Genomic DNA, 23,069 nt, shown 5'->3' with positions numbered 1-23,069 from the left:
CGACCGGGCATGAGCGCTCGGCTGAAGCTCACGTTGAGCTACGCCGGCTTCCTCATGATCGCGGGTGTGCTGCTGATGGCTATCGTCGGCGTCTTCCTGCTGCGCCATGTGCCGGATGGGCAATTCACCGGGCCTGGACCGTTTATCCCCAATCGCACCGACCTGCTTCGCGCGTTCACCCCGCCCGCCGCCGCCGCACTCCTCTTCCTTCTCGCGCTTGGTCTGGTCGGCGGATGGTTCCTGGCCGGACGGATGCTGGCGCCACTGACCCGCCTCAACGCCGCTGCGCGTCTGGCTGCCGAGGGATCGCTCTCGCATCGCGTCGACATGGCCGGGCCGAAGGACGAGTTCCGCGATCTCGCCGACGTCTTCGACACGATGCTGGCCAGGCTCGAAGCGCACGTCGAGGAACAGCGGCGCTTCGCCGCCAACGCCTCACACGAACTGCGCACGCCGCTGGCGATCTCGCAGACGATGCTCGAGGTGGCACGCGACGATCCCGACCGCGACGTCGATGTGCTCATCGACCGACTGCAGGATGTCAATGCGCGGGCGATCGCGCTGACAGACGCGCTTCTGCTGCTGGCACGCGCCGATGGCGGTACCTTCGAGCGCCGGAGTGTGGACCTGTCTCTCCTGGCGGAAGAGGCCGTTGAGACCTTGCATCCGCTCGCCGACCGGCGGGGCGTCACGATCAGCATCAGGGGCACGACGGCCGTCACCAGCGGATCGCCGACGCTCTTTGAGCAGCTCATCGTGAATCTGGTCCACAACGCGATTGTGCACAACCTCACGGCCGACGGCTGGATCGACGTGCACACCGAGTCGGGCCCCGCGGGAGCCGTCGTGATCATCGAGAACACCGGTGAGGTCATCCCCGCAGGCCTCCTCGCGATACTGCGCGAGCCATTCCAACGCGGCGCCGCCAGGTCTCGCAACACGGACGCGGCCCATGTGGGCACTGGCCTCGGCCTCGCGATCGCCGAGGGAATCAGCCGCGCCCACGGCGGAACGCTGGAGTTGGAGTCACGAAGGGGCGGCGGACTCGTCGTCACGGTGCGCCTGCCGTCGACACCCTCAGAGTGACGCCGCCTGGCCCCGCAGCAGCCGCGCCCCGATCTCCCCCAGCGCCCGCCGTACTTCTTCCCCCTCGAGCACCTCGAACTCGATTCCGCTCATCCCCACATAGAGCGCGAATTCCTCCGGCGACTGGGATCCGGCGGTGAGGATGCTGGCCCCGTCACCCTCCTCGACGACCTCAGCGACCGTTGCGTCGAAGTGCTGCGATACGACCTCAGCCGACGCGTGCATTCGCAGTCTCGCGCGATAAGGATACGGCGCCGTCGTGATGCTCCGCGTCGTGAATTCCTGCAGCGCCGCGTCAGGGATGTCGCGCCGCGGGAACTCCTCGCGCAGCGCGACGGGGCGACGAATGCGATCCACCCGCAGCGTGCGCCACGCCTCATGCTCGGGAACCCAGGCGACGAGATACCAGCGCTCGGCGGTATGCACGATCCGATGCGGCTCGATGATCCGCTGCACCTCGGTGCCGTCATGACGCGTGTAGTCGATGCGCAACGGCAACCGTCCGGCAATCGCCGCCGCGACGACCGTCACCACGGACAGGTCGACGTTCTGCCGTCCGCCCGCCAGCGGCACCATTGCCTGCTCTACCTCGCTGATCTGCTGACGGGTCGCCGGCGACAGCGACTGTTCCAGCTTCGCGAGAGCCCGCGCCGACGCATCCTCGATTCCCGTCACCACGCTGCCCGCTGCGATCCGCAGTCCGACGGCGATCGCCACAGCTTCATCGGGGGCGAGAGTGAGGGGCGGGACTTCTGCGCCGGCGCCGAGTCGGTACCCGCCGTGCCGGCCGCGCGTGGCTTCAACGCCGTAACCGAGCTCGCGCAGATCGTCGATGTCACGCCGCAGCGTGCGATCGCTCACCTCAAGTCGCTCACGCAGTTCGGCGCCGCTCCAGTCCCTGCGCACCTGCAGCAGAGCGAGAAGAGCGAGGGTGCGGCCGGTGGTCCGAGTCATGTTCCCATCCTCATTCCTTATCAGGACGTATTGTGACCGTTTTGAGCGAGAGAGTGAAGACATGAACACGAACCAGACCGACGCTCGCATCCAGTCCTTCCGCATCGAGATCGCGGATGCCGCCATCGACGACCTCCGCTCACGACTGAAGAACGCGCGGTTCGAGCAGCCGCTCCCGGTCGATGACCGCAGCACCGGCATCCCCTCGTCCGAGCTGCAGGAGCTCATCGCGCACTGGGCCGATCACGACTGGCGCGCGACCGAAGAGCGACTGAACGCCCTGCCGCAGATCATCACGAACATCGACGGTCAGAACATTCACGCGGTGCACGTGCGCTCCCCACACCCGGATGCGACCCCACTGTTGCTGATGCACGGCTGGCCGGGATCCTTCCTCGAATTCGAGTCGCTGATCGGACCTCTCACCGACCCCGTCGCACATGGTGGCGAAGCATCCGATGCCTTCGACGTGGTGGTCCCCTCGCATCCGGGATTCGGGTTCTCGATGCCGCTGGTCGGCAAGGACTGGAAGCGCAGCGACATCGCCGTCGTCATGCTCGAGCTGATGACTAGGCTCGGCTACGAACGCTTCGCCGTGCAGGGCGGTGACATGGGTGCCGGTGTCGCGCCGGAGATGGGCCGCCTCGCTCCCGACCGGGTGATCGGCATCCATGCGAACGGATCACTCGGCACTTTCGTCGGACAGATCGACGACAAGACTGCGGCTTCGCTCACACCCCTCGAGCAGGATCGCCTGCGCAGGGTCGGCGAATTCATGAAGAAGGAGTTCGGGTACATCGCGATTCAGTCGACCAGGCCCGCCCTGATCGGTGCGATGACCGCGGACAGCCCCGTCGCCCAGTTCGCGTGGATCCTCGACAAGCTGCAGGAATGGACGCATCCCGCCAACGCTCCGGTCGCCGATATCGTGGGCGCGCAGTTCCTGTTCGACAACGCTTCGCTGTACTGGTTCACGGCGACTGGCGGCACCGCGGCGTACGTCGGCTATGCCCAGGATGCCGGGTGGGGTGCAGTGCCGGAGAGCTCGGGCGTGCCCACCGCCGTGATCGTGTTCGCACACGACGTGGGGCTGCGCTTCGCGGAGGAGAAGGCGAACAACATCGTTCGCTGGACGGATGTCGACGGCCGGGGCGGGCACTTCGCTGCCCTCGAGGAGCCCGAGATTCTGCTGACCGACCTACGGGAGTTCTTCGGGTCGCTGCGCTGAGGACCGCTGGTGTGACGCCAGTCGGAGCCTGTTACGGACGTCGGAGTTTTCCGGCCGAAAAGTCCGTCAAGTGTAACGGGCTCCGGTCGGCGCAACACTCAGTCGGCGCAACACCCAGCCGGCGCAACACCCGGCCGGCGCAACGCCCGCGAACTCACCAGGGGTTCGGCTTGTAATCCTTCAGGAACACTCCGTGCACATCGACGCCGAGCTCACCCTGCACGATCGGGTCATACACCCGCGCCGCGCCATCGACGAGGTCGAGCGGCGCGTGGAAGCCCTCCTCCGCAAGGCGCACCTTCGTGGCGTGCGGGCGCTCATCGGTGATCCAGCCCGTGTCGACCGCGGTCATCAGGATGCCATCGGTCTCGAGCATCTCCCCTGCGCTGGTGCGCGTGAGCATGTTGAGAGCGGCCTTGGCCATGTTGGTGTGCGGATGCCCCGGGCCCTTGTAGCGGCGGGAGAACTGCCCCTCCATCGCTGAGACGTTCACCACGTACTTCCGGTCCGCAGAAGAAGAAGCCATCGACGCGCGCAGCCGGCTGATCAGCAGGAACGGCGCGGTGGTGTTCGCGAGCTGAACCTCGAGCATCTCGAGCGGGTCGACATGCTCGACGTTCTGCACCCAACTGTTGACGTGCGCGATGTCGGGCACGAGGCCACCGGCGTCGATCGCCGAGCCGTCGGCGTGCTTCGCCAGCGACGACGACCCGGGGGCCATCGCGAGGCGAGCGAGGTCCTCGGCGGTCAACGCTTGCCCACCCTGCTCGGCGACCGTGCCGCCGAGGGCTGCCACCGACAGCAGCGGGTTCGCCGCAACAGATGCCTGCAGCGCCTGCGGGTGCGGGTCCGCGGTGTGCCCGAATGTCTCCATCTCGGGCAGCGGACCATCCGGAAGCGGCTGCATCTCGGCATCCGCCAGCAACGAGTACGCACCCGGCGAGCGCCGCACAGTCTGCGCGGCATTGTTGATGAGGATGTCGAGCGGCCCCTGCGCCGCCACAGAATCTGCGAGCGCGATCACCTGAGCGGGGTCGCGCAGATCGATGCCGACGACGCGGAATCGGTGCAGCCAGTCCGCTGAGTCGGGCAGCGAAGAGAACCGGCGAACGGCATCGCGCGGGAAGCGCGTCGTGATCGTGAGGTGCGCGCCGTCACGGAGCAGCCGCAGCGCGATGTGCATGCCGATCTTCGCGCGTCCCCCGGTGAGTAGTGCGCGCTTGCCGGTGAGGTCGGTACGGGCATTGCGCTTGCCGTGGCTGAAGCGCGCGCACTCGGGGCAGAGCTGGTGATAGAACGCGTCGACGAGCGTGTACGGCTGCTTGCAGATGTAGCAGTTGCGCGGCTTGAGCAGCTCGCCTGCGATCGGAGCATCCGTCGACGTCTGCAGATCGTTCCCGCGGGTCTCGTCATCGATGCGGTCTGGCGCCCCAGTGGCGGTGTTCGCAACCACGGCCTTGTCTGCCTCGGCGATCGCGTCGCGAATCTCCTTGCGGCGCACGCGTTTGACGGCTTTGAACATCGCGGCAGTCGCGCGGCGGACGGCGACATAGTCGGGATGCTCTTCGTCGATCTGATCCATCGAGGCGAGCACGCGCAGCGTGGTCTCGAGATCAGCGGGGTCAAGCCCGTCGCCGAAGTCAGAGGTGTCGGCTGCAGGCACATCGGTCATTGGGCTGATTTTACGCCAGAGCGCTGGGAGAGTGCTCCCGACGGGCCGTCGCTACGCCAGCGGCCTCCCGTCGGCGACGTGCGCAACCGTGATCCGCACGAATGCCCCCTGCTCACCTCGAGACAGAAGCAGCGCTTGCACCCGCTCATGCACTGCCTGCGCGGTCTCGACAGCACCTGCTGCCGACTCGATCCCGATCGCTATATCCACCTCCGCGACATCTCCACGGCGCGTCACGACCACCCGCGACGCGGCATCCTCAGACGTTCCCAGCTGCTCGACTGCCGCGCTGATCAGATTCGTCACCACGGAGCCGGTGCGATAGAGCGCAAGGACGCCTGGCGTCGCCAGAACAAGAACTTCGATATCCGGAACGAGCTCGGTCATCGGTCTCCCTCCGTCCAGGTCGAGATGTCGTGCACCGTGATGTCGATCCCTGTGACGGCCAAACGTGTGTGTGCGCGCAGGCGGGCAAATATCTCGGATCGCAGCCGGTCTGCCAGTTGCACGATCGGCTCGCCGAACGGCACGCTCACGTCGACTTCGACACCGATCGGAGCATCCCGCTCGGTCACGTCGCCGTTGAGTCGGCAGCGGCCGATGAGGATGCCGGGGAAGACGTTCTCGGCCGCGCGGATGAGTCCGCGCACCGCACCCTCGGTGATGGCGAGGTCGGATGCTTCGTCAGCATCCGCGAGCGGGATACGCCGACCGGAGCGAGCGTCCAGCATGATTCCGCTGAGGATCGACTGAATCCAGCCGGGCTCTGGCTCTGGCTCGGCCGCCGCATCCCGCGCCATCAGTTCCGGCGTGAGTGCGCGCAGTCGCGCCAATGCCTCAAGTGCGAGGGCGCAGCCGGAAGAGTCGTCGATCGACGGATCGGCCGGGGTACGGCCGGCATCAAGGTAGTCGGTGAGTTCCTCGATGGTGTGTCCACCCAGGTCTCCGGGGTCGAGCCCGAGCGGCAGTCTGCCTTCTTCGGTCATCGCCATTCCTCCATCCGCACAATAATGTGCTTTCGAGCGCGAGCGAGCAGCCCGCGCACGGTGGTCACGGGCATCCCCAGCTCAGCAGACAGCTCCTCATAGGTGAGCCCACCGATTTCGCGCAGAACCCAGCTCTGCCGCTGCCCATCGGGCAGCTCCCCCAGTGCCTTACTCAGCGCTTCCACACCTGCACGATGCTCCGCCGTGCGATCAGGCGTCGCATCGACGGCTGCCGGGTGATCGATCTCATCGATGTCGATCTGCGGACGCCTTGATCGCACGCGGTCCATTGCCTTGCGACCTACGATCCGCATGAGCCAGCTCTTCACCGCCGCCGGATCCTCAAGCTCTGAGAGCCGCTGCCAGGCGATGACGAATGCTTCCTGCACGACGTCATCGACGTCTGCGTTGGAACTCATCACCCGTCGGGCGTATGCCCGCATCATGGGCGAATATCGACGCACCAGCACCTCGAAGGCCGCAATATCACCGTCGATCGCGCGGCCGGCGACGATACGATCATCCGCGGCCGCGAGCCGAGCACTCCGCTGTTCTTCGTCTGTCATTCGCGGCGCTTCCCTCCACGCACAACCGCCCCGGCCGTCCGCAGAATGCGGGGGCCGGGGCGGACAAGAGATGGTCGTGTCACTTGGTCGTGCGCCGTCCGGCGATTGCACCGTAAATGAGCAGCACGATCACCGATCCGCCGATCGCCAGCAACCAGCTGCTCAACGAGAAGAAGGCATCGACGCCGACTCCGAAGATCGCGCTTCCGATCCAGCCGCCGAGGATCGCGCCGACGACGCCGAGGATCAGGGTGATGAACCAGCCGCCTGCCTGCTTACCGGGGAGGAGGAGCTTGGCGATCGCTCCGGCGATCAGGCCGAGAAGAAGGAATCCGAGAAAACTCATGAGTGTTGCCTTTCGTGCTGTGTGTTCAGTCTGTGTTCAGAAGAGGATGTCGTCCAGGGTTGACTCACCGAACGCGGATGGCGGAGCGATAACGGTCCAGCCATCCGCGGTCGGTGAGGTGGATCAGAATCGGGATCTCGCCCCCCAGCAGAGAATCCCAATCCTTGATCGCCCGTTCGGCTGCGGCGAGCACGTCGCCGAGGGACGCACCCTGGCGGACGGTCACGGCGAGCCGGACGGTTCGTGTGCCCCTGACCAGGTAGACCCCGGTGCGAGAGGACAGCACATCAGGGCGCGCGGTCAGCGCGCCGGTGAGAACGACGTCGACCACGTTGCGGTCGACGTCCGTTCGACCGTCGGAGGCTGCCATCCGCGAGACCTCTCGGACGTCCCCACGTCCTCGAGCGAACACGAAGATGGTGAGCGCGACAGCCAGTATGAGGGCGGCGAGGAGCGCCGCAATGAGGGCAATGGGAACGTCGCCGACTCCTGAGATCGTGACCGTGGATGCCGCGGCACCGACGAGAACACCGGCGATGAGCCGTTCGGCCTCTGTCAGAAACTCTTCGGCCCAGCCCGGGCGGAACGCCCAGAGAAGGGCCGCAGCGCCAGCCACGGTGAGCAGCAGCGCGCACAACACGAGCACAACACGATTGAGGGTGCGGTTCGTGGAAGTCATGCGATCACTCCGCGCTGCGCGATGTCGACGTTCGCTTCCTTGTCGAAGCCCGCACCGGAGACCGCGGCGAGCGCCGCCGCCTTAACACGATCGCCGTTGACTCCGAGGCCGCTGGTCGGCGTGACCCGAACAGTCAGCGCGCGACGCGTCATCGTCGTGGACACCTGGTTCCGCGCGAGCGCGCACTGCCGCGTCACGGCATCCGCTGCGGCATCCGCGAGTACGCCGTCGTCGACGACCAGAGCGATCCGATCCGTCACCCGCGCATGGCGAGCCCGACGGCCGGGAGTGAGCGCGATGAGGAACAGCATGACGGCGAGAATCAGTGCCACAATGCCGACGACAGTCAACGTCGATTCGGCGTCGAGGCCGGCCACGGTATCCGTGATCCATGTCGTCGCAGCGTCCCGGAAGCCGGCATCGAATGCAGCCCAGGCGCTGAGCCCGAGCAGTACGAACAATGCCACGGCGATGACCGCGGCGACGAACACGGCAGCCACGGAGCGTGACGAGTGCGTCTCACGGCGGACGAGTCGCCGATAAACGGCGGTGCGATCCATTATGCGACTCTCCTTTCTGCTGTGCGTCGCACTCCTGCGAAGCGGACATCGACTGCTCGTACCCGACGGCCGGCGCCTTCCTGCATCCCCACGATGATCCTTGCGCGCACGCGGGCGCTCTGATCGGGGATCGACATGGCCGGCGTCGTGATCAGTGCCGGCACGACGACGGATACCCGGAGGGATCCACCATCATCGGACAGCGTCACCGCGACCTCACCCTGTCCGACGCTGGCGGCATCCTTCGCCACCCCGACGGCCAGATTCTGGAGAGCGCGAGCGCTGAGCGTGGTCCGTCCCCGCAGGACTTCGCCCGCGATATCGGAACGGTCCGTGGCACTCATGACGATGAACGCCGCCCGCGAAAGACGTCGGCCAGGGCGCGCACGTCGATGCGTCCCTCCAGGATGCGACCGACGGCCGCGCCGACGAGCGCAGCGAGGGTCACCAGCACGAACGCCCAGAAACCAAGGACGATCCAGATGATGGCAAGCGCACCTGCCGCGAAGGCGCCGCTCACAGTGGCATTCACTGGACTCGTGTCTCCTGCGGTGCAGCGTCCTCATCTTCCGAGGGGATGTGCACGTCGTTGATCGTCACGTTGACCTCGGTGACCTCCATGCCGACGAGATCTTCCATCGCGCGGTAGATCGATGCGCGGACGTCATCTGCAACCTTCTGCAAGGAAACGGGGTACTCGGCGACGACGGTCACATCGACGGCGACCTGTGTCTCGCCAACCTCCACGCTGATGCCCTGAGTGAGATCAGTGGTGTTGAGCGCATCGCGGATCGCTCCGACCATGCGGGCGGCACCTCCGCCGAGTGCGTACACGCCGGCCGCATCACGAGCAGCGATGCCCGCGATCTTCGCAACCACGCTGTCATCGATGGTCGTCTTTCCCGATGCTGCGCCGACGTTGTTCGTCACGACAGTCTGAGCCTTGGGCTGGGTGCCACCAGTCACGTTCGCCATTTCCGGTCCTTTGTTCGGTGTCAGCATCCGGATGTGGATGCCTGTGCGCGGAAGCCGCGTCATAGATAGGACGCACGTGCGGCACAGAACGTCACAAAATAGTTTCCGCGTCCGCACTTTCCCCAGACGTCCGTCACCCGGCGTATCGTCGCCGTATGGACCACAGCGCACGCGGCATCATCCCGGCATACCTGCTCTCGCGCCTCGCGGAATCCGGTCGATTCCCGAAGGCGGCGGATGCTGCGCGCCAGACCCTGCTCGCCGGCCGCCCGCCGTTCAGCGCCCGCATCAACCTTTCGATCGATGAGCACGGTGACCTCGTCGTCGAGCTGACGGATGCTCCGAACCGCACGATCAGCGACGCGCAGAACACCGAGAAGCTGCCCGGCCTCGTGGTGCGTCGCGAGGAAGAGCCGCCCGTCGACGACGCCTCGGTGAACGAGGCGTTCGACGGTCTCGGCGCGACGTTCGAGCTGCTGCTCGCTGCGTTCGGTCGCAACTCCCTCGATGGTTCGGGAGCACCACTCGATGCGACAGTGCACTACGGAACCGACTACGACAACGCCTTCTGGGATGGCCAGCGCATGGTCTTCGGAGATGGCGACGGCGAAGTGTTCCGTGGCTTCACGGGGTCGATCTCGGTCATCGGCCACGAGCTCGCGCACGGCGTCATTCAGCACACGGCGAATCTGGAGTATCAGGGTCAGCCTGGCGCACTGAACGAATCGATCGCCGATGTGTTTGGTGCGCTCACCGAGCAGTTCACCGAGGGTCAAACCGCTGACCAGGCGACCTGGCTGATCGGCGCAGGCATCTTCACCGACGAGGTGCAGGGCAAGGCACTTCGCTCCATGCTCGAACCGGGCACGGCGTACGACGACGACGAGCTCGGCAAGGACCCCCAACCCGCACACATGCGCGACTTCGTGCAGACGACGGAGGACAACGGCGGGGTACACATCAACTCCGGCATCCCGAACCGCGCCTTCGCGCTCACGGCAACAACGCTCGGCGGCAACGCCTGGGAGCGTGCGGGCCTCACCTGGTATCGAACGCTGACCGGAAGCCTGCCGAGCACGGCGACGTTCCGCCAGTTCGCGGATGCCACACTCGCCGCCGCTGTCGACGATGAAGTCGCCGCAGCAGTGCGCGCTGCCTGGAAGAGCGTGGGAGTGTTGGAAGATGAGCGACGTAGCCCCGCAGAGTGAGCCGGACGACGGCCCCCGCATCCTCATCGCCGTCATCCGCACCGGTGGCATCGCTGGCATCCGGCGTCATTGGCAGGTCGAGCCGCCTCGCGAAGAGATGCCGCGCTGGGTCGAGCTGATCGATCGCTGCCCGTGGGAAGAGCCGTGTCCGACGCAGCGCGGTGCCGACCGTTATATCTGGAGCATCCGCGCCCATACCCCCGATGTGCGGCATGAACGCGAGCTCCCGGAGTCCGCGCTCGACGGTCCGTGGCGCAGGCTGGTTGATGCGGTCCGCGAGGCTTCGGCTACTCCGGACTCTCCAGCGTCACGCGCGTGACGGGCAGAGCCTCTGGGTGCTCCTGCTGCAACCAGGTGATGATCTTCTCGCGCACGAGGCAGCGTAGATCCCACTGATCGTCCGAGTTCGCGGCCGAGATCTTGAACCTGACCGTCACGTACCCGCCCTCGGATCCCGTGACCAGCACGTTCGCGGAACGCCGATCCCAGGCATCTGACGCTTCAATGATCTCCATGAACTTCTCGCGCACAGCATCCACTGGCACTCGCCAGTCGAGGTCCATGAGGACAGTGCCGAGAATCTTGTCCGACTTGCGCGTCCAACTCTCGACGGGCTGCGAGGTGAAGTAAGTACAGGGCAGAATGAGGCGGCGCTCGTCCCAGATGTAGACGACGACGTACGAGAGGTTGATCTCTCCGATGCGCCCCCATTCACCTTCGACAACGACGACATCGCCGACTCTGATCGCATTGGTGAATGCGATTTGCACACCGGCGATGAGGTTGCCCAGGGTTGATTGCGCCGCCAGGCCGGCCACGATGCTGACGACACCCGCGGATGCCAGGATGCTGGTGCCGATGGCCCTGACCTCGGGGAACGAGAACAGCACGACACCGATCGCGATGATCGAGATCAGCACAATGACAAGCCTGTTCAGCACGGTGAGCTGAGTCTGACGACGCCGCGCCTCTGGGCCGGAATCATCCCGTGCGCTGTCGTACTGCATGAGTCGTTCCACGCCGAACGTGACGAGGGTCGACAGCAGCCAGGCCCCGACCAGCACCACGCAGATCAGCAAGATGCGGTCCAGCACCTCCCACCAGGAGAGCGTCGACGGAGCGGTCACCGCACACGCGATCCATCCGGCGATGAGGAACGCCAGCGTCATGCCTGGCACGCGGATGCGACGTTCCAGATCGCCGATCCAGGCGGAGCGTCCGCGCACACGGTTGGCGATGAAGCGCACGGTGATCACGAGAGCTGCGACGGCGGCGATTCCCACGAGCAGGGCGACGAGCGTTCCCAGCCACGAAGCCCAGTCGATGTCGAATGTAGTGAGGGGAGCCATCTCCCCACCCTAGGCAGGTGTGCCCAGATGCGCCGCAACCCCCTTGCATCCGCGATGCAGACGGCGCACGCTTAATCGCACGAGAGGGACCATCCGCAGCAGGGAGCTGTCATGTCGCAGAAGATCATTCCGAACGTCTGGTTCGACCGGAACGCCGATGAAGCTGGTGCGTTCTACATGGACATTTTCCCCGGCGCCACGGCCACCATCGGCGCGCGATACCCCGACGACGTGCCCGACTGGCAGGCAGATTTCGCGGGCAAGACCCTGACGGTCGATCTCGTGATCGACGGCTATCTGCTGACGCTGGTCAACGCGGGTGACGAGTATCGGCCGAACGGCTCGGTGTCGTTCATGCTGAACTTCGATCCGCTTCGGTTCGATGACGACCGGGATGCAGCCCAGGCGCAACTCGATCAGACCTGGGCGAAGCTGTCCGACGGCGGCGCCGTGCTCATGGAGCTCGACGAATATCCGTTCAGCCCCCGCTATGGCTGGGTGCAGGACCGTTACGGCGTCAACTGGCAGCTACTGCTCACGAGCCCCGAGGGCGACCCGCGCCCGTTCCTGATTCCGCAGCTGATGTTCGCAGGTCCCGTGCAGAACAGAGCACGTGAGGCGGCAACGTTCTACTTTTCACTGTTCCCGGATGCCGCGGTCGGCTTCGTCGCCGACTATCCGGAGAAGACGGGCCCAGCGGATGCCGGCAGTGTGATGTTCGGCGAGTTCCGCCTGGCGGGGCAGTGGTTCTCGATGATGGATTCGGCCGTCGAGCAGGACTTCACCTTCACGTGCGGTGTCTCACTTGAAGTGCGCTGCGCCGATCAGGCCGAGATCGACAGGTATTGGGATGCGCTGACCACCGTGCCCGAAGCCGAAGTCTGCGGTTGGCTCGCCGACCAGTTCGGGCTCAGCTGGCAGATAGTGCCGGAGAACATGGGCGAACTCATGTCACGGCCAGGTGCGTACGAGAAGATGATGAAGATGAAGAAGCTCATCGTCGCCGACTTCTGAGGAATCCATGGGACTGTTCACACAAAAACCAGCGGAGAAAAGCTCTTGGGCCGCGCTGCCTGGCGAACCGTTGGAGCGCGAGGGATCCGTCGACTCCCTGCCCGAGTCAGACGTCTCCCCACTCAGCCTCGGATTGGGAACGGGCGTCACTTCGATCTCGTTCCCGGTCGTGCCGCCGGAGCCCGCCGACGAGTGATTCCGGCGGGCGTAGACGACCGGTCATCCCCATTACGGTTGAAGGATGACGATCACCGCCGCGGCAGACGGCTCCGCCCTGGGAAACCCCGGCCCCAATGGCTGGGCCTGGTACATCGACGATTCGAACTGGGCGGCGGGTGGCTCCCCGCACGGCACCAACAATCAGGGTGAGTTGCAAGCGGTCCTCGAACTGCTAATCGCGACGGCCGGCACCGATGAGCCGCTGCTGATCATGTGCGACAGCAAGTACGTGATCGACTCCATCACCAAATGGATGCCTGGTTGGAAGCGTCGCGGATGGCGCAAGGCAGATGGCGCTCCTGTGCTGAACCGCGAGCTCATGGAGTCGCTGGACGAGGCGATGCAGGGTCGCAACGTGAAGTTCGAGTGGGTCAAGGGCCACGCGGGACACGACCTCAACGAGGCCGCCGATGTGCGCGCGAATTCGGCGGCGAAGGCATACCAAGCCAAGCAGGAGCCGAAGCGTGGGCCCGGGTTCGCGATGGGTTCGCGTGCCAGTACCGCAGCGCCCGTCGCAGCGACTGCCCCCGCAACTGCCCCGGCACCGGCTGCCGCAGCACCATCGGCATCCGCCCCGCTATGGGCTGAGGCATCCAGCCTGTTCGACAGTCTGGACGGCCCGCTCGAGACGTCGCCCGTCGACCTGCGCGTCGTTCTCACATCCGATGAGCACGCGCGACTGCGGGACCGCGCCGACGCCCAGGGAATCTCGCTGGAAGACGCGCTGCGCCGGTTGATCTGAGCTTTCGAACGGCTCAGGAACCGCTTAGTCGCTGACTGAGCGCACGAACCTGGCGGGCGAGCCGACGACGATTGCCCTCGCGGGAACATCCTTGGTGACCACCGACGCCGCGCCGATCACGGCGTCTTCTCCGATCGTCACTCCAGGAAGAATCGTCGCGTTCGCCCCGATCCAGACATTGCGCCCGATCACGACGGGGGCGGGATGCAGGTCGGTACGGCGGCTCGGAGCCAGGTCATGGTTGAGCGTGGCGATGACGACATTGTGGCCGATGAGGCAGTCATCGCCGATGCTGATGCCGCCCTGGTCTTGGAACTTGCATCCGGAGTTGATGAACACTCGCTTGCCGAGGGTGATGTTCTTGCCGAAGTCCGTTGAGAACGGCGGAAACAGTGTGACCGTCTCATCGACGCTCTTCGCGAACAGCTCGGCCAGCAGGCTGCGTACCTGCTGCGGCTCGTGATATCCGCCGTTCAGCTCGCCGGTGATGCGCAGCGCCTCCTGGCTCGTCCGATGCATCACTTCGTGCAGCGGTGAGTCGCCCACGATGGTGCGTCCGGCATCCAGTTCGCGCAGAAGGTCGATGAGTTCCATGTTCCCTCTCTACCAGAGAAGACTCACACTCCGGTGGTGAGCCAGGCCACGACCACGTCGCCGATCATCGAGCGGAGGTGATCGCGGCGCTCCTCGGCGAGCAGGTCGCGGTCGAACAGGTACCCGAAGGTGTGCTGGTTGGCGACCTGGAAGAAGCAGTACGAGCTGATCAGCAGGTGCACGTCGAGGGCGTCGACATCCGAGCGCACAGTGCCTTCTTCGCGTCCACGAGCGAGCACCACCTCAAGCACATCGACCGCCGGCTGGTTCAGGGTGCGCAGTCCGTCGAGTCGCTTGATGAACTCGCCGCGATGAATGTTCTCAATCGAGACCAACCGGATGAACTCGGTGTGATTGCGGTGATGATCGTAGGTGAGCTCAGCGATCTGGCGCAGTGCTTCGACCGGCGGAAGATTGCCGGCGTGGATCGACTGCTCGGTCTCACGGATGCCGCGGTACGCGTTCTCGAGCACCGCAAGATAGAGCTGCTCCTTGCCGCCGAAGTAGTAATAGATCATCCGCTTCGTCGTCTGCGTGCGCTCGGCGATCTCGTCGACCCGTGTGCCGGCATAACCTGACTCCGCGAAGGCCTCTGTGGCGACCGCGAGCAGGTCCGCGCGCGTGCGCTCGGCGTCGCGTTTACGCACCACCGGTTCGGTCACGCTGCCTGTCATCGCTTCTCTTTCCCCTCGGCATCCAGAACAGTTCGCTGTGCACACATCATGTCGCACCCGTCAGCACCCGCCGCGGATTCACCACCATCAACTGCTGCAGTGTGGCGTCATCGACCCCGCCCGCGCGCAGTTGCGGCAGCACCGTGTCGAACAGGTGCGACATGTGCCAGGACGGTACGTGGGCGGCGCGCCATGACGGCGGCGTCACTCTACTGAAGACAGCGGCGTCATGCGACAGCACGATGCGGGCGGCATACCCGGCGTCTAGCAGTTGCAGCAGCATCCGCACCCGATCCGCATCGCGTGCGACGTGCTCCATCCCGAACCGGTCAAAGCCCAGGAACGACCCGCGATCGGCGAGGCCGCGCAGGTAGGAGATGTCGGTCGAGTCGCCGCTGTGCCCGATCACCACTCGATCCAGCGGCACGCCCAGGCGCTCCAGTGCGTCCTGCTGCGCCGATCCGCCGCGAGATGCCGCATGCGAATGCGTCGTGATCGGAACACCGGTGCGCAGGTGTGCCGCAGCGGCAGCCGCGAATACTCGCGTGGCGTCGGGGGTCAGGCCCGCGGCATCCGAGGCGATCTTGATCATGCCTGCCCGCACCGAGGTACCGGCGATGCCCTGTTCGATGTCGCCGATGAAGAGGTCGATGAGCGGGTCGGGGCCGTCGACGACAAGCCCCGGCCCGTTCAGCCGGAAGAACGGCGGAAGAACTTCTGCGGCGTAGCATCCGGTCGCGGCCACGATCTGCACCGGCACCCGGGCCGCGACCTTCGCGACGCGGCGCACATCGCGGCCCAGCCCGATGACGGTGAGATCGACGACCGTGCGCACGCCCTGTTCGTACAGCTCCGATAGAAGCTCCACGGCACGCTCGATCATCGCCTGTTCATCCCATTCCGGATGAGGCATATTGAGGTCGAGCTCGGGGTCGGTGACGAAGATGTGCTCGTGGATGAGAGTCATCCCGAGTTCATCTGCGCTCACCGACCCCGTGAACGTGGGGACCGAACGCGTCATGCAGGAAGAGTCACTCCGAGGTGGAGCGAATGGCCTCGTACACCGTGAGCGAGTCGCCGGTCAGAACGCCGGAGAGGTATTCCTCGGCCTTCTCACTGAATGCATCGCGGTCGACGTCCTCGACGACCTCCCAGTCATCACCGGTGCGCCATTCCTCGAGGAGGGCCTCCTCGTCTTCGGCGACGCAGGTGGTGACCTCGGCGACGGCCTTCTCGGTTGCGGCGGTCAGGGCATCCTGCTGCTCGCTGCTCAGGTCGTTCCAGATCGGGCTCATGATCACCAAGTTGGTGTTCAGCTGGTGCGAGCTCATGCTGACGTAGTCCTGAACCTCTTTCAGGTTCGAGGCCACGATGTTGGTGATCGGGTTTTCCTGGCCGTCGACTGTGCCCTGCTGCAGAGCGAGGTAGAGCTCTTCGTAGGCGACCTCGGTTGCCTCAGCGCCGAGCGCCTTGGCGTTCATGAGGAACTGCGGCGAACCGGGGAAGCGCATCCGCAGACCCTCGAGATCCGCCGGCGTGCGGATCGCCTTGTTCGCGGTGAACTGGCGGGCACCCGCCGACCATGCACCAAGCGTGTGCACGCCGGCTGCCTCTTCGAAGGCCGCGGTGACGGTATCGGATGCGTCGCTCGCCATGAAAGCGGCGAGGTGGTCGGGGTCGTCGAACGCGTAGGCGGCGTCGAGCGCGCTGATCGGTTCGTAGACGGCACCGAGTGCCGAAGCGCCCTGGATATCGATGTCGATGTCACCGGACGCGACCGAGGCAATGCGATCAGCGTCACCACCGAGCTGGCTGGACGGGAAGATCTCGATCTCGAGTCCCACGTCAGCGGCAGCGACCTCATCGGCAATGATCTGTGCGCCACAGCGGTGCTGCGGCTGGTCCTCGTTGTAGCTGTGGGCGAGTGTGAGTTTCTGTACGGTGGCGGCATCGCCGCCACCATCGCCAGTGTCGGATCCGGTCGTGCTGTCTCCTGCGCCGGAGCAGGCGACCAGCATCATTGCCGGTGCCGCGATCAGGGCGAGCCACATTGTTCGCCGAGTGCGTGATGCATTCATGGTTATTCTCCTCTTTCTGGTGCTGTCTTTGGTGCTGTTTCTGGTGCCACGCGTGTCGATGTCACGGTGGCGGGGGTCGTGGTCGCCTCAGCGGCGACCAAGTCATTCAGGTCGGCGAGCATGGCCTTGCGGTCTGCGCGCTCCCCGGTGAAGATCTCGAAGGCGTCGGCTGCCTGGTGCATGGCCATGCCGAGCCCGGACATGGTGCGGATGCCCCTGGCGCTGGCCGCCTGCAGCAGCGCGGTGTCGACGGGACGGTAGACGATGTCGGCGACGCGAATACTGTCGGGCAGCAACGCGACGTCGAACGGTGCTCCTGGATGAGCAGCCATGCCAGTTGGCGTCGCGTTCACGATCAGATCGGCATCGCCCACCAGCTGCGCCAACTCGTCGACACCGGCTGCGCGCACGTTCGGGCGGCTCACATTCACACCGCTCTCGTTCACACCGCCCAGCGCTCTGACCTGTGCGGCGAGCGCCTCTGCACGCTCTGTCACCTGATCGATCAGCACAAGCTCATCAATCGGATGCTGCGCCAGCGCCGTCGCGACGGCGGAGCCTGCACCACCGGTGCCGAGCAGCACGACCCGTCCGAGCCGCTCCGTGCCAAAGGCATCCTTCAATGCGGCATCGAAACCCGACACGTCGGTGTTGTGGCCAACGGTTCCGGCATCCGTAAATACGACCGTGTTCACCGCACCGACGGCACGTGCACTTTCGGTCAGCTCGTCGAGCAGCGGTACGATCGCCTGCTTGATCGGATGCGTGATGTTCAGCCCGTCGTATCCGAGGCGGCGAGCAGCGGCGAGCAGCGCACTGAGCGAGGCGGTCGTGCCCTCGTTCGGGGCGAGATCAATCGTGCGATACACGTAGTGCATTCCGTGCCGCGCACCTTCGTACTCGTGCATGGCTGGCGTGAGCGATGGGGATACTCCCTCGCCGATCAGGCCGATGAGCACGGCCCGCCGACGAGCGGCGACGAGTGTCGCGGAGGGAGCGAGCGTCATAGACCCAGCACCTCCGGCAGCCACATCACAGCATTCGGGAACGCGATGATCAGCACACAGATAACGAGCAGCGGAAGGATGAACGGTAGCGAGCCACGGAACACCTCGCCGATGCGCGTTTTCGACACCGCGGCGGTGACGAACAGCACTGTGCCGACCGGCGGAGTGAGTAGGCCGATCATGAGCGACAGGATCATCAGCACGCCGAGCACGATCGGATCGACGCCGATCTGGTTCGCGATCGGCAGGATGATGGGCACGGTGAGCACCAGGATCGCAGTCGCATCGATGACGGTGCCGAGGATCAGCATCATCACCGCCACGAGGATGAGGAAGATGGTCGGGCTGTCAGTGATCGCGAACACCAACTCGGTGAGCATCTGTGGCAGCCGCTCGAGAGCGAGGATGTAACCGAGCAGCGACGCAGAAGCCACGATGATCATGATCGATGCCGTGATGGTGACGGTCTCGGTGAGCGCCTTGATGAAGCTCTTCATACTCAGCGAGCGCTGCACCAGGCCGACGAAGATGATGTAGACGACGCCGACGGCTGCCGCTTCGGTCGGAGTGAAGAAGCCACCGAGGATGCCGCCCAGAATGATGAACGGCGCGAGCAACGGCAGGATGACGCCCTTCGTCGAGTCGAGGAACTCCGCCTTATTGAAGGTGCCCTTCTTGACGTTCGGCATGCGCCGCACAAGCACCCAGACGACGATGCACATGCCGATGGCCATGAGTAAGGCGGGGATGACGGATGCCGCGAACAGCGCTCCGGTCGACGCGGCGGCGAGTCCGGCGTAGATCACCGCGGGGATGCTCGGCGGCATGACCGGCGCGATGAGGGAGGACGTCGCGGAGACGCCTGTGGCGAAGCGGCGGCCGTAGCCGGCGCGGATCATGGCGGGGATCTGCACCTTGCCAAGGGCTGCAGCATCCGCGACTGCGGATCCGCTCATCCAGGAGAAGCCGACGCTGGTGCCGACGGCGACGTACCCGAGGTTGCCGCGGATGTTCGCGAGCCCCTCCTGTGCGAAGCGGAAGAGGCGGTCGGCGATGCCGGCGTGATTGGCAAGAGCGCCGAGGAAGATGAACAGCGGCACGGCGAGCAGCGGGAAGCTGCTGGCGGCGTTCGTGACGGTACGTAGCGCCATGCCGACCGACTGTCCTTCGATGGCCATATAGACCAGGGATGGGCCGAGGAAAGCGAAGGGCACCGGTACGCGCAGCGCCAGAAGAAGCGCGATCGCGAGGGCGAGGAAAAGAAGAGTCATAGTCCTGCAGCCTCCGGAAGGTCTTCCTCAACAACGGCGGCCACGGGGCCGTGCATTGCAATATCGGCGGCGGATATGAGCGCGCGAATCGTGGTGCTGATGGTGCCGATGAGTACGGGGACGTAGACCCACGACATCGGGATGCGCAGCACGGGTGACTTCACGATTCCCTGAGTCTCTACGAGCGCCCACGCTTCGAGGCTGAGCCCGAAACCGGCAGCGGCGACGACCAGGAGTGCGAACACCTGGATGATGCGCACCACCATGGGGTTGCGGATCGAGTCGACGAGTTCGAGAGCGATGTGGCCGTGGCTCGTGACGAGTATGCCCATCGCGGAGAAGGTCGCCCAGAGCAGGGCGAAGCGGGAGAGCTCACCTGTCCACGCGATGCTTTCGATCGGCAGATATCGCTGCAGTGCCTGGTAGAACACCAGGACGAGGATGACCATGACGGCGACAGCGCCGATGGTGAGTTCTATGCCGGTGATGACACGCGCGATGCGGCGCAGAGTGCCGGTGCGTTGGGGTTGATGTTCTTGAGTCACGACGCCTTTGTCCCTCGAGTTGAGTGATGCAGAACCGAATGTACCGGTTAGTACATTGATTAGGCAACACCCCTGGGAAATTAATGTACAAACTGGTACGTTCACTGCCATGCTCACCTCAATCGCTTCCGTCTGCCTATCCGGCGGACTCGTCGACAAACTCCACGCCTGCGCCGAAGCTGGCTTCGATGGCGTCGAGATCATGGATGCCGATCTCATCGCCGCGCCCGAGTCACCAGAGGAGATCCGCGCACTCTGTGACCGACTCGGACTGCGGATCGACATGTTCCAGCCATTCCGCGACGTGGAGGGCGTGGCAGATGACGTCTTCGCCGACACACTGAGGCGGGCCGAGGCGAAGTTCCAAATCATGAAGCGCCTCGGCACCGATCTGATGTTGGTCTGCAGCAACGTCGGCACGGCCACGATCGACGATGACGAAGTGGCAGCGCGGCAGTTGGGCGAGCTGGCCGACAGGGCAGCGGTGCACGGCATTCGGCTTGCATATGAGGCGCTGGCCTGGGGAAAGTACGTCGATGACTACCGACGCACCTGGTCGATTGTGAAGAAGGCCGATCGGCCCAACCTCGGGATCTGCCTCGACAGTTTCCACATTCTCTCGCTCGGGCATGACCCGGCCGGGATCGAGGAGATCGATGCCGAGAAGATCTTCTTCCTGCAGCTGGCGGATGCTCCGACTCTCGACATGGACGTGCTCAGTTGGAGCCGCCACCACCGGCTGTTCCCTGGCGAGGGCGACTTCGATCTGGTGAAGTTCATGACGCATGTTGTGCGCGCCGGTTACACCGGTCCGTGGTCGCTCGAGGTGTTCAATGACACCTATCGCCAGACCGACACAGTGCGCACGGCCGCGCATGCGCAGCGGTCGCTGGTGTGGCTGGCCGACCGCACGGCAGCCGCGAACGACTGGAGCGACGGGCGCCTGGGCGACGCGTCAGAGGCGAGTGGCCTCGATTTCGTGGAGGTCGCCGGAGCGGATCTCGCCGAGGTCGATGAGTTGCTCGCCCAGCTCGGGTTTGCTTTCGAGGGACGCCACCGGACCAAGCCCGTCCGTCTGTGGAGCGCCGGTTCTGCACGCGTGATCCTCAACGAGCAGGTGCGCCATGATGAGCCACGATTGTCGGGAATCGGACTGCAGGTGGCAGACGCCGAGGCCGCTGTCGAACGCGCGATCGCACTGGGCTCTACCGCTATATTCCGTCGGACGTATGAAGGCGAGCAAGAGCTGCGTGGCGTCGCTGCTCCCGATGGAACGCAGGTGTTTTGGAGCTCGCTGCCCATCGCGGAGTCGTGGCTGCAGGAGTTCGATGGCGGCACCGGCGCAGTGAACCCGCTGGTCGGCGACATCGACCACATCAACCTCGCGTACGCCTGGCAGGACTTCGATGAGGCGGTGCTGTTCATGTCGAGCGTGCTGTCGCTGCGAGCCGAACCGCCCGCCGATGTGCCCGGCCCGCGCGGGCTGATTCGTAGCCAGGTGATGCGTACGCCGGACGGCATCGTGCGTCTGCCGATCAACCTGGCGCCTCCCACGGCGCCGACGCCCGCGCGACACATCGCGGTCAGGACGGATGACGTCTTCACAGTCGCGCGGCGTGCGCGCGAGCGGGGCATCGATCATCTGCGGATTCCGGCGAACTACTACGACGATCTGTCAGCGCGGTTCGGCCTTTCGGAAGAACTGCTCTCCTCGCTGCGCGAGCTGGATCTGCTCTACGACCGGGATTCCGCGGGGGAATTCATCCACTTCTACACACGCACGATTGGTGACGTGTTCTTCGAGGTGGTCGAGCGACGTGGAGAGTACGACGGTTACGGGGGCGCGAATGCGCCGATCCGACTCGCCGCCCAGCGGGCGATGGGGCGGTAGGCGCATTCGCCCCGCAACTCACACCGTAAGCAGGGCGCTCTCCAGCCGCGCGTACGACGTTTCCATTCCGTCGGTCATGCCGGTGGCGAGGATCATGTCGCGCATCTCCTTGTCGGGGTATTCGATCAACAGAGTGATGAGCGTCGCGCCGTCCTCTTCGTAGAGGTTCAGGTCGTTCACCGTTCCAGGACCTTCCATGCCCTGCATCCGCTCGGTACTCACCTCGCGGCTCGGTGCGTCAACGAGCACAGCCTCGCCCTCGAACCCGAATGCCTCACCCTCGGTGTCGCCGACCGGCGCCCAGGATGTGCGGTGCGCGTCGCCGGGCGCGGTCGCGATGACGCACTCCGTCATCTCCCAGCCGTCGGGCCCGAGCAGCCACTGCTTCATCAGTTCGGGTTCGTGATGGGCACGCCAGACGAGGTCGCGCGGACCGTCGACGAGACGAGTGATGCGCACGTGCGTGTCGTCGAGCAACTCGACACGCGTGCCCTTGCCTTGGGCGTATTCGCGCAGGTCTTGCAGCACGGCATCCAGCTGGTTCATCGCCATGCGCGAACCCTCGACGGCGCCCATCGCGACGACCTGTTCCAACGCTTCGGCAGAGTCGAAGTGGGTGGTGTTGATCATGCGGCTGCCGTCGGCGGTCGACTCGAAGGCGAACGACATGCGCATCGACGGGAAGCCTTCGAGCGGATTGCCCTCGGCGTCGACGAAGGCGTCGATGACCTCGAATCCGTGAGGTTCGAGAATGTTCAGGAACTCCCACGATCCGCCGGAGCGTTCGCCTTGCGGGCTGGTCATGTAATAGACCGCCTTGCCGCCGACGGTGAAGTCGAACTGGTGGAAAGTCGACGGCCATCCGGGAGGACCCCAGAAGCGGTCGAGCTGGCTCGGATCGGTGAATGCCTTCCAGAGGCGTTCGACCGGGGCCGCAAAGTCAGCGATGAGAGTCATAGTGCGGTTCTCAGCGTCTGTGCTGATGTCGGTGACAGGCATTTCAGTTCCTTCTCTTCGGTGAATCTGGGTCGGATGGATCAGAGGTGTTCGAGGAGTTCGGTGCTTCGGACGCCAACAGGTCGTCGAGGCGGGAGATGCGGGTGCGCCACAGCTCTTCGTAGCGGGCTAGGAGCGCCCGAGCGCGCGCGATCATTTCAGGGTTCGCGCGGACGAGCCGCTCGCGTCCCTCAGCACGTTTGATGATGAGGTGCGCGGCTTCGAGCACGGCGACATGCTTCTGCACTGCCGCGAACGACATCTCATACTCGGACGCCAGCGTGGAGACAGAGTGCTCCCGCTCGATCGTTCGGCGCAGGATGTCACGCCGGGTGGATGCCGCCAGTGCGTGGAACACACGGTCGACCTCCGCTTCGCTCAATTCATGTTGTGCAACCATTTGGTTGTACATTACGACGAGGTGGATGC

The 23,069-nt window shown here is 65.0% G+C and carries 29 protein-coding genes; 8 read left to right on the top strand and 21 right to left on the bottom strand.

Features of this window, described 5'->3' with window-relative positions; translation table 11 throughout:
• Positions 1-9: 9 nt before the first annotated feature.
• Positions 10-1,086 (top strand): sensor histidine kinase, encoded by a 1,077-nt coding sequence (locus ACSU1G_RS11365; protein WP_439280058.1) that lies wholly within the window; start codon positions 10-12, stop codon positions 1,084-1,086.
• Here ACSU1G_RS11365 and ACSU1G_RS11360 read toward each other — a convergent pair.
• Positions 1,078-2,040 carry a helix-turn-helix transcriptional regulator gene (locus ACSU1G_RS11360; RefSeq protein ID WP_439280057.1) on the bottom strand — a complete coding sequence of 321 codons (963 nt, stop codon included), beginning with the start codon at positions 2,038-2,040 and terminating at the stop codon, positions 1,078-1,080. The two genes, ACSU1G_RS11365 and ACSU1G_RS11360, sit on opposite strands and share 9 nt — an antisense overlap.
• A 61-nt stretch (positions 2,041-2,101) precedes the next feature.
• On the opposite strand from ACSU1G_RS11360, the gene ACSU1G_RS11355 reads away from it, so the two are divergent.
• Positions 2,102-3,268 carry an epoxide hydrolase family protein gene (locus ACSU1G_RS11355; RefSeq protein ID WP_439280056.1) on the top strand — a complete coding sequence of 389 codons (1,167 nt, stop codon included), beginning with the start codon at positions 2,102-2,104 and terminating at the stop codon, positions 3,266-3,268.
• Positions 3,269-3,422: 154 nt separating this feature from the next.
• Here ACSU1G_RS11355 and ACSU1G_RS11350 read toward each other — a convergent pair whose 3' ends face one another.
• The 10 genes from ACSU1G_RS11350 to ACSU1G_RS11305 form a co-directional block, all read right to left on the bottom strand.
• Positions 3,423-4,940 (bottom strand): SDR family NAD(P)-dependent oxidoreductase, encoded by a 1,518-nt coding sequence (locus tag ACSU1G_RS11350; protein ID WP_439280055.1) that lies wholly within the window; start codon positions 4,938-4,940, stop codon positions 3,423-3,425.
• Positions 4,941-4,991: 51 nt separating this feature from the next.
• Positions 4,992-5,327: a hypothetical protein gene (locus tag ACSU1G_RS11345; RefSeq protein WP_439280054.1), complete on the bottom strand. Its 336-nt coding sequence runs from the start codon at positions 5,325-5,327 to the stop codon at positions 4,992-4,994.
• Positions 5,324-5,926, bottom strand: coding sequence for a hypothetical protein (locus ACSU1G_RS11340; protein WP_439280053.1), 603 nt, complete (start codon positions 5,924-5,926; stop codon positions 5,324-5,326). Before ACSU1G_RS11340 ends, ACSU1G_RS11345 begins: the two co-directional genes overlap by 4 nt.
• The gene (locus tag ACSU1G_RS11335) at positions 5,923-6,492 is read right to left on the bottom strand and encodes an RNA polymerase sigma factor (RefSeq protein ID WP_439280052.1); all 570 of its coding nucleotides are present in this window, start codon (positions 6,490-6,492) and stop codon (positions 5,923-5,925) included. Before ACSU1G_RS11335 ends, ACSU1G_RS11340 begins: the two co-directional genes overlap by 4 nt.
• Before the next feature lie 79 nt (positions 6,493-6,571).
• Complete coding sequence (locus ACSU1G_RS11330; protein ID WP_439280051.1) at positions 6,572-6,838, bottom strand: GlsB/YeaQ/YmgE family stress response membrane protein; 267 nt, start codon at positions 6,836-6,838, stop codon at positions 6,572-6,574.
• Between the two features lie 64 nt (positions 6,839-6,902).
• Positions 6,903-7,517, bottom strand: a complete 615-nt coding sequence (locus ACSU1G_RS11325; protein ID WP_439280050.1) for a hypothetical protein — start codon at positions 7,515-7,517, stop codon at positions 6,903-6,905.
• Complete coding sequence (locus ACSU1G_RS11320; RefSeq protein ID WP_439280049.1) at positions 7,514-8,077, bottom strand: hypothetical protein; 564 nt, start codon at positions 8,075-8,077, stop codon at positions 7,514-7,516. Before ACSU1G_RS11320 ends, ACSU1G_RS11325 begins: the two co-directional genes overlap by 4 nt.
• Entirely contained in the window at positions 8,077-8,421 is a 345-nt protein-coding gene (locus tag ACSU1G_RS11315; RefSeq protein WP_439280048.1) for a hypothetical protein, read from the bottom strand. The genes ACSU1G_RS11320 and ACSU1G_RS11315 overlap by 1 nt, the downstream gene beginning before the upstream one ends.
• On the bottom strand, positions 8,418-8,609 hold the full coding sequence (locus ACSU1G_RS11310; RefSeq protein ID WP_439280047.1) for a hypothetical protein: 192 nt from the start codon (positions 8,607-8,609) through the stop codon (positions 8,418-8,420). The genes ACSU1G_RS11315 and ACSU1G_RS11310 overlap by 4 nt, the downstream gene beginning before the upstream one ends.
• Positions 8,606-9,052, bottom strand: a complete 447-nt coding sequence (locus ACSU1G_RS11305) for an Asp23/Gls24 family envelope stress response protein (RefSeq protein WP_439280046.1) — start codon at positions 9,050-9,052, stop codon at positions 8,606-8,608. Before ACSU1G_RS11305 ends, ACSU1G_RS11310 begins: the two co-directional genes overlap by 4 nt.
• A gap of 155 nt (positions 9,053-9,207) precedes the next feature.
• Here ACSU1G_RS11305 and ACSU1G_RS11300 point away from each other — a divergent pair, with 155 nt between their 5' ends.
• Both ACSU1G_RS11300 and ACSU1G_RS11295 read left to right on the top strand, forming a co-directional pair.
• Positions 9,208-10,260: a M4 family metallopeptidase gene (locus ACSU1G_RS11300; RefSeq protein WP_439280045.1), complete on the top strand. Its 1,053-nt coding sequence runs from the start codon at positions 9,208-9,210 to the stop codon at positions 10,258-10,260.
• Positions 10,235-10,579 (top strand): protealysin inhibitor emfourin, encoded by a 345-nt coding sequence (locus ACSU1G_RS11295; protein ID WP_439280044.1) that lies wholly within the window; start codon positions 10,235-10,237, stop codon positions 10,577-10,579. Before ACSU1G_RS11300 ends, ACSU1G_RS11295 begins: the two co-directional genes overlap by 26 nt.
• Here the strand turns inward: ACSU1G_RS11295 and ACSU1G_RS11290 are convergent.
• Entirely contained in the window at positions 10,548-11,609 is a 1,062-nt protein-coding gene (locus ACSU1G_RS11290; protein WP_439280043.1) for a mechanosensitive ion channel family protein, read from the bottom strand. The genes ACSU1G_RS11295 and ACSU1G_RS11290 overlap by 32 nt on opposite strands.
• Positions 11,610-11,720: 111 nt before the next feature.
• Between ACSU1G_RS11290 and ACSU1G_RS11285 the strand changes: the two genes are divergently transcribed.
• From ACSU1G_RS11285 to ACSU1G_RS11275, 3 genes are read left to right on the top strand one after another with little or no spacing between them, the layout of a single operon-like run.
• A complete protein-coding gene (locus ACSU1G_RS11285) occupies positions 11,721-12,623 on the top strand; it encodes a VOC family protein (protein WP_439280042.1) in 903 nt (300 codons plus the stop codon).
• A 7-nt stretch (positions 12,624-12,630) separates the two neighbouring features.
• Positions 12,631-12,819, top strand: coding sequence for a hypothetical protein (locus ACSU1G_RS11280; RefSeq protein ID WP_439280041.1), 189 nt, complete (start codon positions 12,631-12,633; stop codon positions 12,817-12,819).
• Between the two features lie 45 nt (positions 12,820-12,864).
• Complete coding sequence (locus ACSU1G_RS11275; protein ID WP_439280040.1) at positions 12,865-13,584, top strand: ribonuclease H family protein; 720 nt, start codon at positions 12,865-12,867, stop codon at positions 13,582-13,584.
• Between the two features lie 24 nt (positions 13,585-13,608).
• On the opposite strand, the gene ACSU1G_RS11270 is transcribed toward ACSU1G_RS11275, so the two are convergent.
• The 7 genes from ACSU1G_RS11270 to ACSU1G_RS11240 are packed head-to-tail and all read right to left on the bottom strand — an operon-like array spanning position 13,609 to position 19,753.
• Positions 13,609-14,178 (bottom strand): sugar O-acetyltransferase, encoded by a 570-nt coding sequence (locus ACSU1G_RS11270; protein ID WP_439280039.1) that lies wholly within the window; start codon positions 14,176-14,178, stop codon positions 13,609-13,611.
• Positions 14,179-14,201: 23 nt separating this feature from the next.
• Positions 14,202-14,852: a TetR/AcrR family transcriptional regulator gene (locus ACSU1G_RS11265; RefSeq protein WP_439280038.1), complete on the bottom strand. Its 651-nt coding sequence runs from the start codon at positions 14,850-14,852 to the stop codon at positions 14,202-14,204.
• A gap of 46 nt (positions 14,853-14,898) precedes the next feature.
• On the bottom strand, positions 14,899-15,873 hold the full coding sequence (locus ACSU1G_RS11260) for a phosphotriesterase family protein (protein ID WP_439280037.1): 975 nt from the start codon (positions 15,871-15,873) through the stop codon (positions 14,899-14,901).
• Positions 15,874-15,883: 10 nt separating this feature from the next.
• Positions 15,884-16,930, bottom strand: coding sequence for a DctP family TRAP transporter solute-binding subunit (locus ACSU1G_RS11255; protein ID WP_439280036.1), 1,047 nt, complete (start codon positions 16,928-16,930; stop codon positions 15,884-15,886).
• A 2-nt stretch (positions 16,931-16,932) separates the two neighbouring features.
• The gene (locus tag ACSU1G_RS11250; RefSeq protein ID WP_439280035.1) at positions 16,933-17,937 is read right to left on the bottom strand and encodes a shikimate dehydrogenase; all 1,005 of its coding nucleotides are present in this window, start codon (positions 17,935-17,937) and stop codon (positions 16,933-16,935) included.
• On the bottom strand, positions 17,934-19,208 hold the full coding sequence (locus ACSU1G_RS11245; protein ID WP_439280034.1) for a TRAP transporter large permease: 1,275 nt from the start codon (positions 19,206-19,208) through the stop codon (positions 17,934-17,936). The genes ACSU1G_RS11250 and ACSU1G_RS11245 overlap by 4 nt, the downstream gene beginning before the upstream one ends.
• Positions 19,205-19,753, bottom strand: coding sequence for a TRAP transporter small permease (locus tag ACSU1G_RS11240; protein WP_439280033.1), 549 nt, complete (start codon positions 19,751-19,753; stop codon positions 19,205-19,207). Before ACSU1G_RS11240 ends, ACSU1G_RS11245 begins: the two co-directional genes overlap by 4 nt.
• 109 nt (positions 19,754-19,862) lie before the next feature.
• Here ACSU1G_RS11240 and ACSU1G_RS11235 point away from each other — a divergent pair, with 109 nt between their 5' ends.
• Positions 19,863-21,644, top strand: a complete 1,782-nt coding sequence (locus tag ACSU1G_RS11235) for a bifunctional sugar phosphate isomerase/epimerase/4-hydroxyphenylpyruvate dioxygenase family protein (protein ID WP_439280032.1) — start codon at positions 19,863-19,865, stop codon at positions 21,642-21,644.
• An 18-nt stretch (positions 21,645-21,662) separates the two neighbouring features.
• On the opposite strand, the gene ACSU1G_RS11230 is transcribed toward ACSU1G_RS11235, so the two are convergent.
• Together ACSU1G_RS11230 and ACSU1G_RS11225 are read right to left on the bottom strand one after the other, a co-directional pair.
• Positions 21,663-22,643 (bottom strand): SRPBCC family protein, encoded by a 981-nt coding sequence (locus tag ACSU1G_RS11230; protein WP_439280031.1) that lies wholly within the window; start codon positions 22,641-22,643, stop codon positions 21,663-21,665.
• A gap of 1 nt (position 22,644) precedes the next feature.
• A complete protein-coding gene (locus tag ACSU1G_RS11225; protein ID WP_439280030.1) occupies positions 22,645-23,040 on the bottom strand; it encodes an ArsR/SmtB family transcription factor in 396 nt (131 codons plus the stop codon).
• Between the last annotated feature and the right edge of the window lie 29 nt (positions 23,041-23,069).

The sequence above is a fragment of the Microbacterium sp. A93 genome (assembly GCF_051842835.1).
Note: the sequence above shows the minus strand (reverse complement) of the source record. Positions and strands in the feature narration are given on the sequence as shown.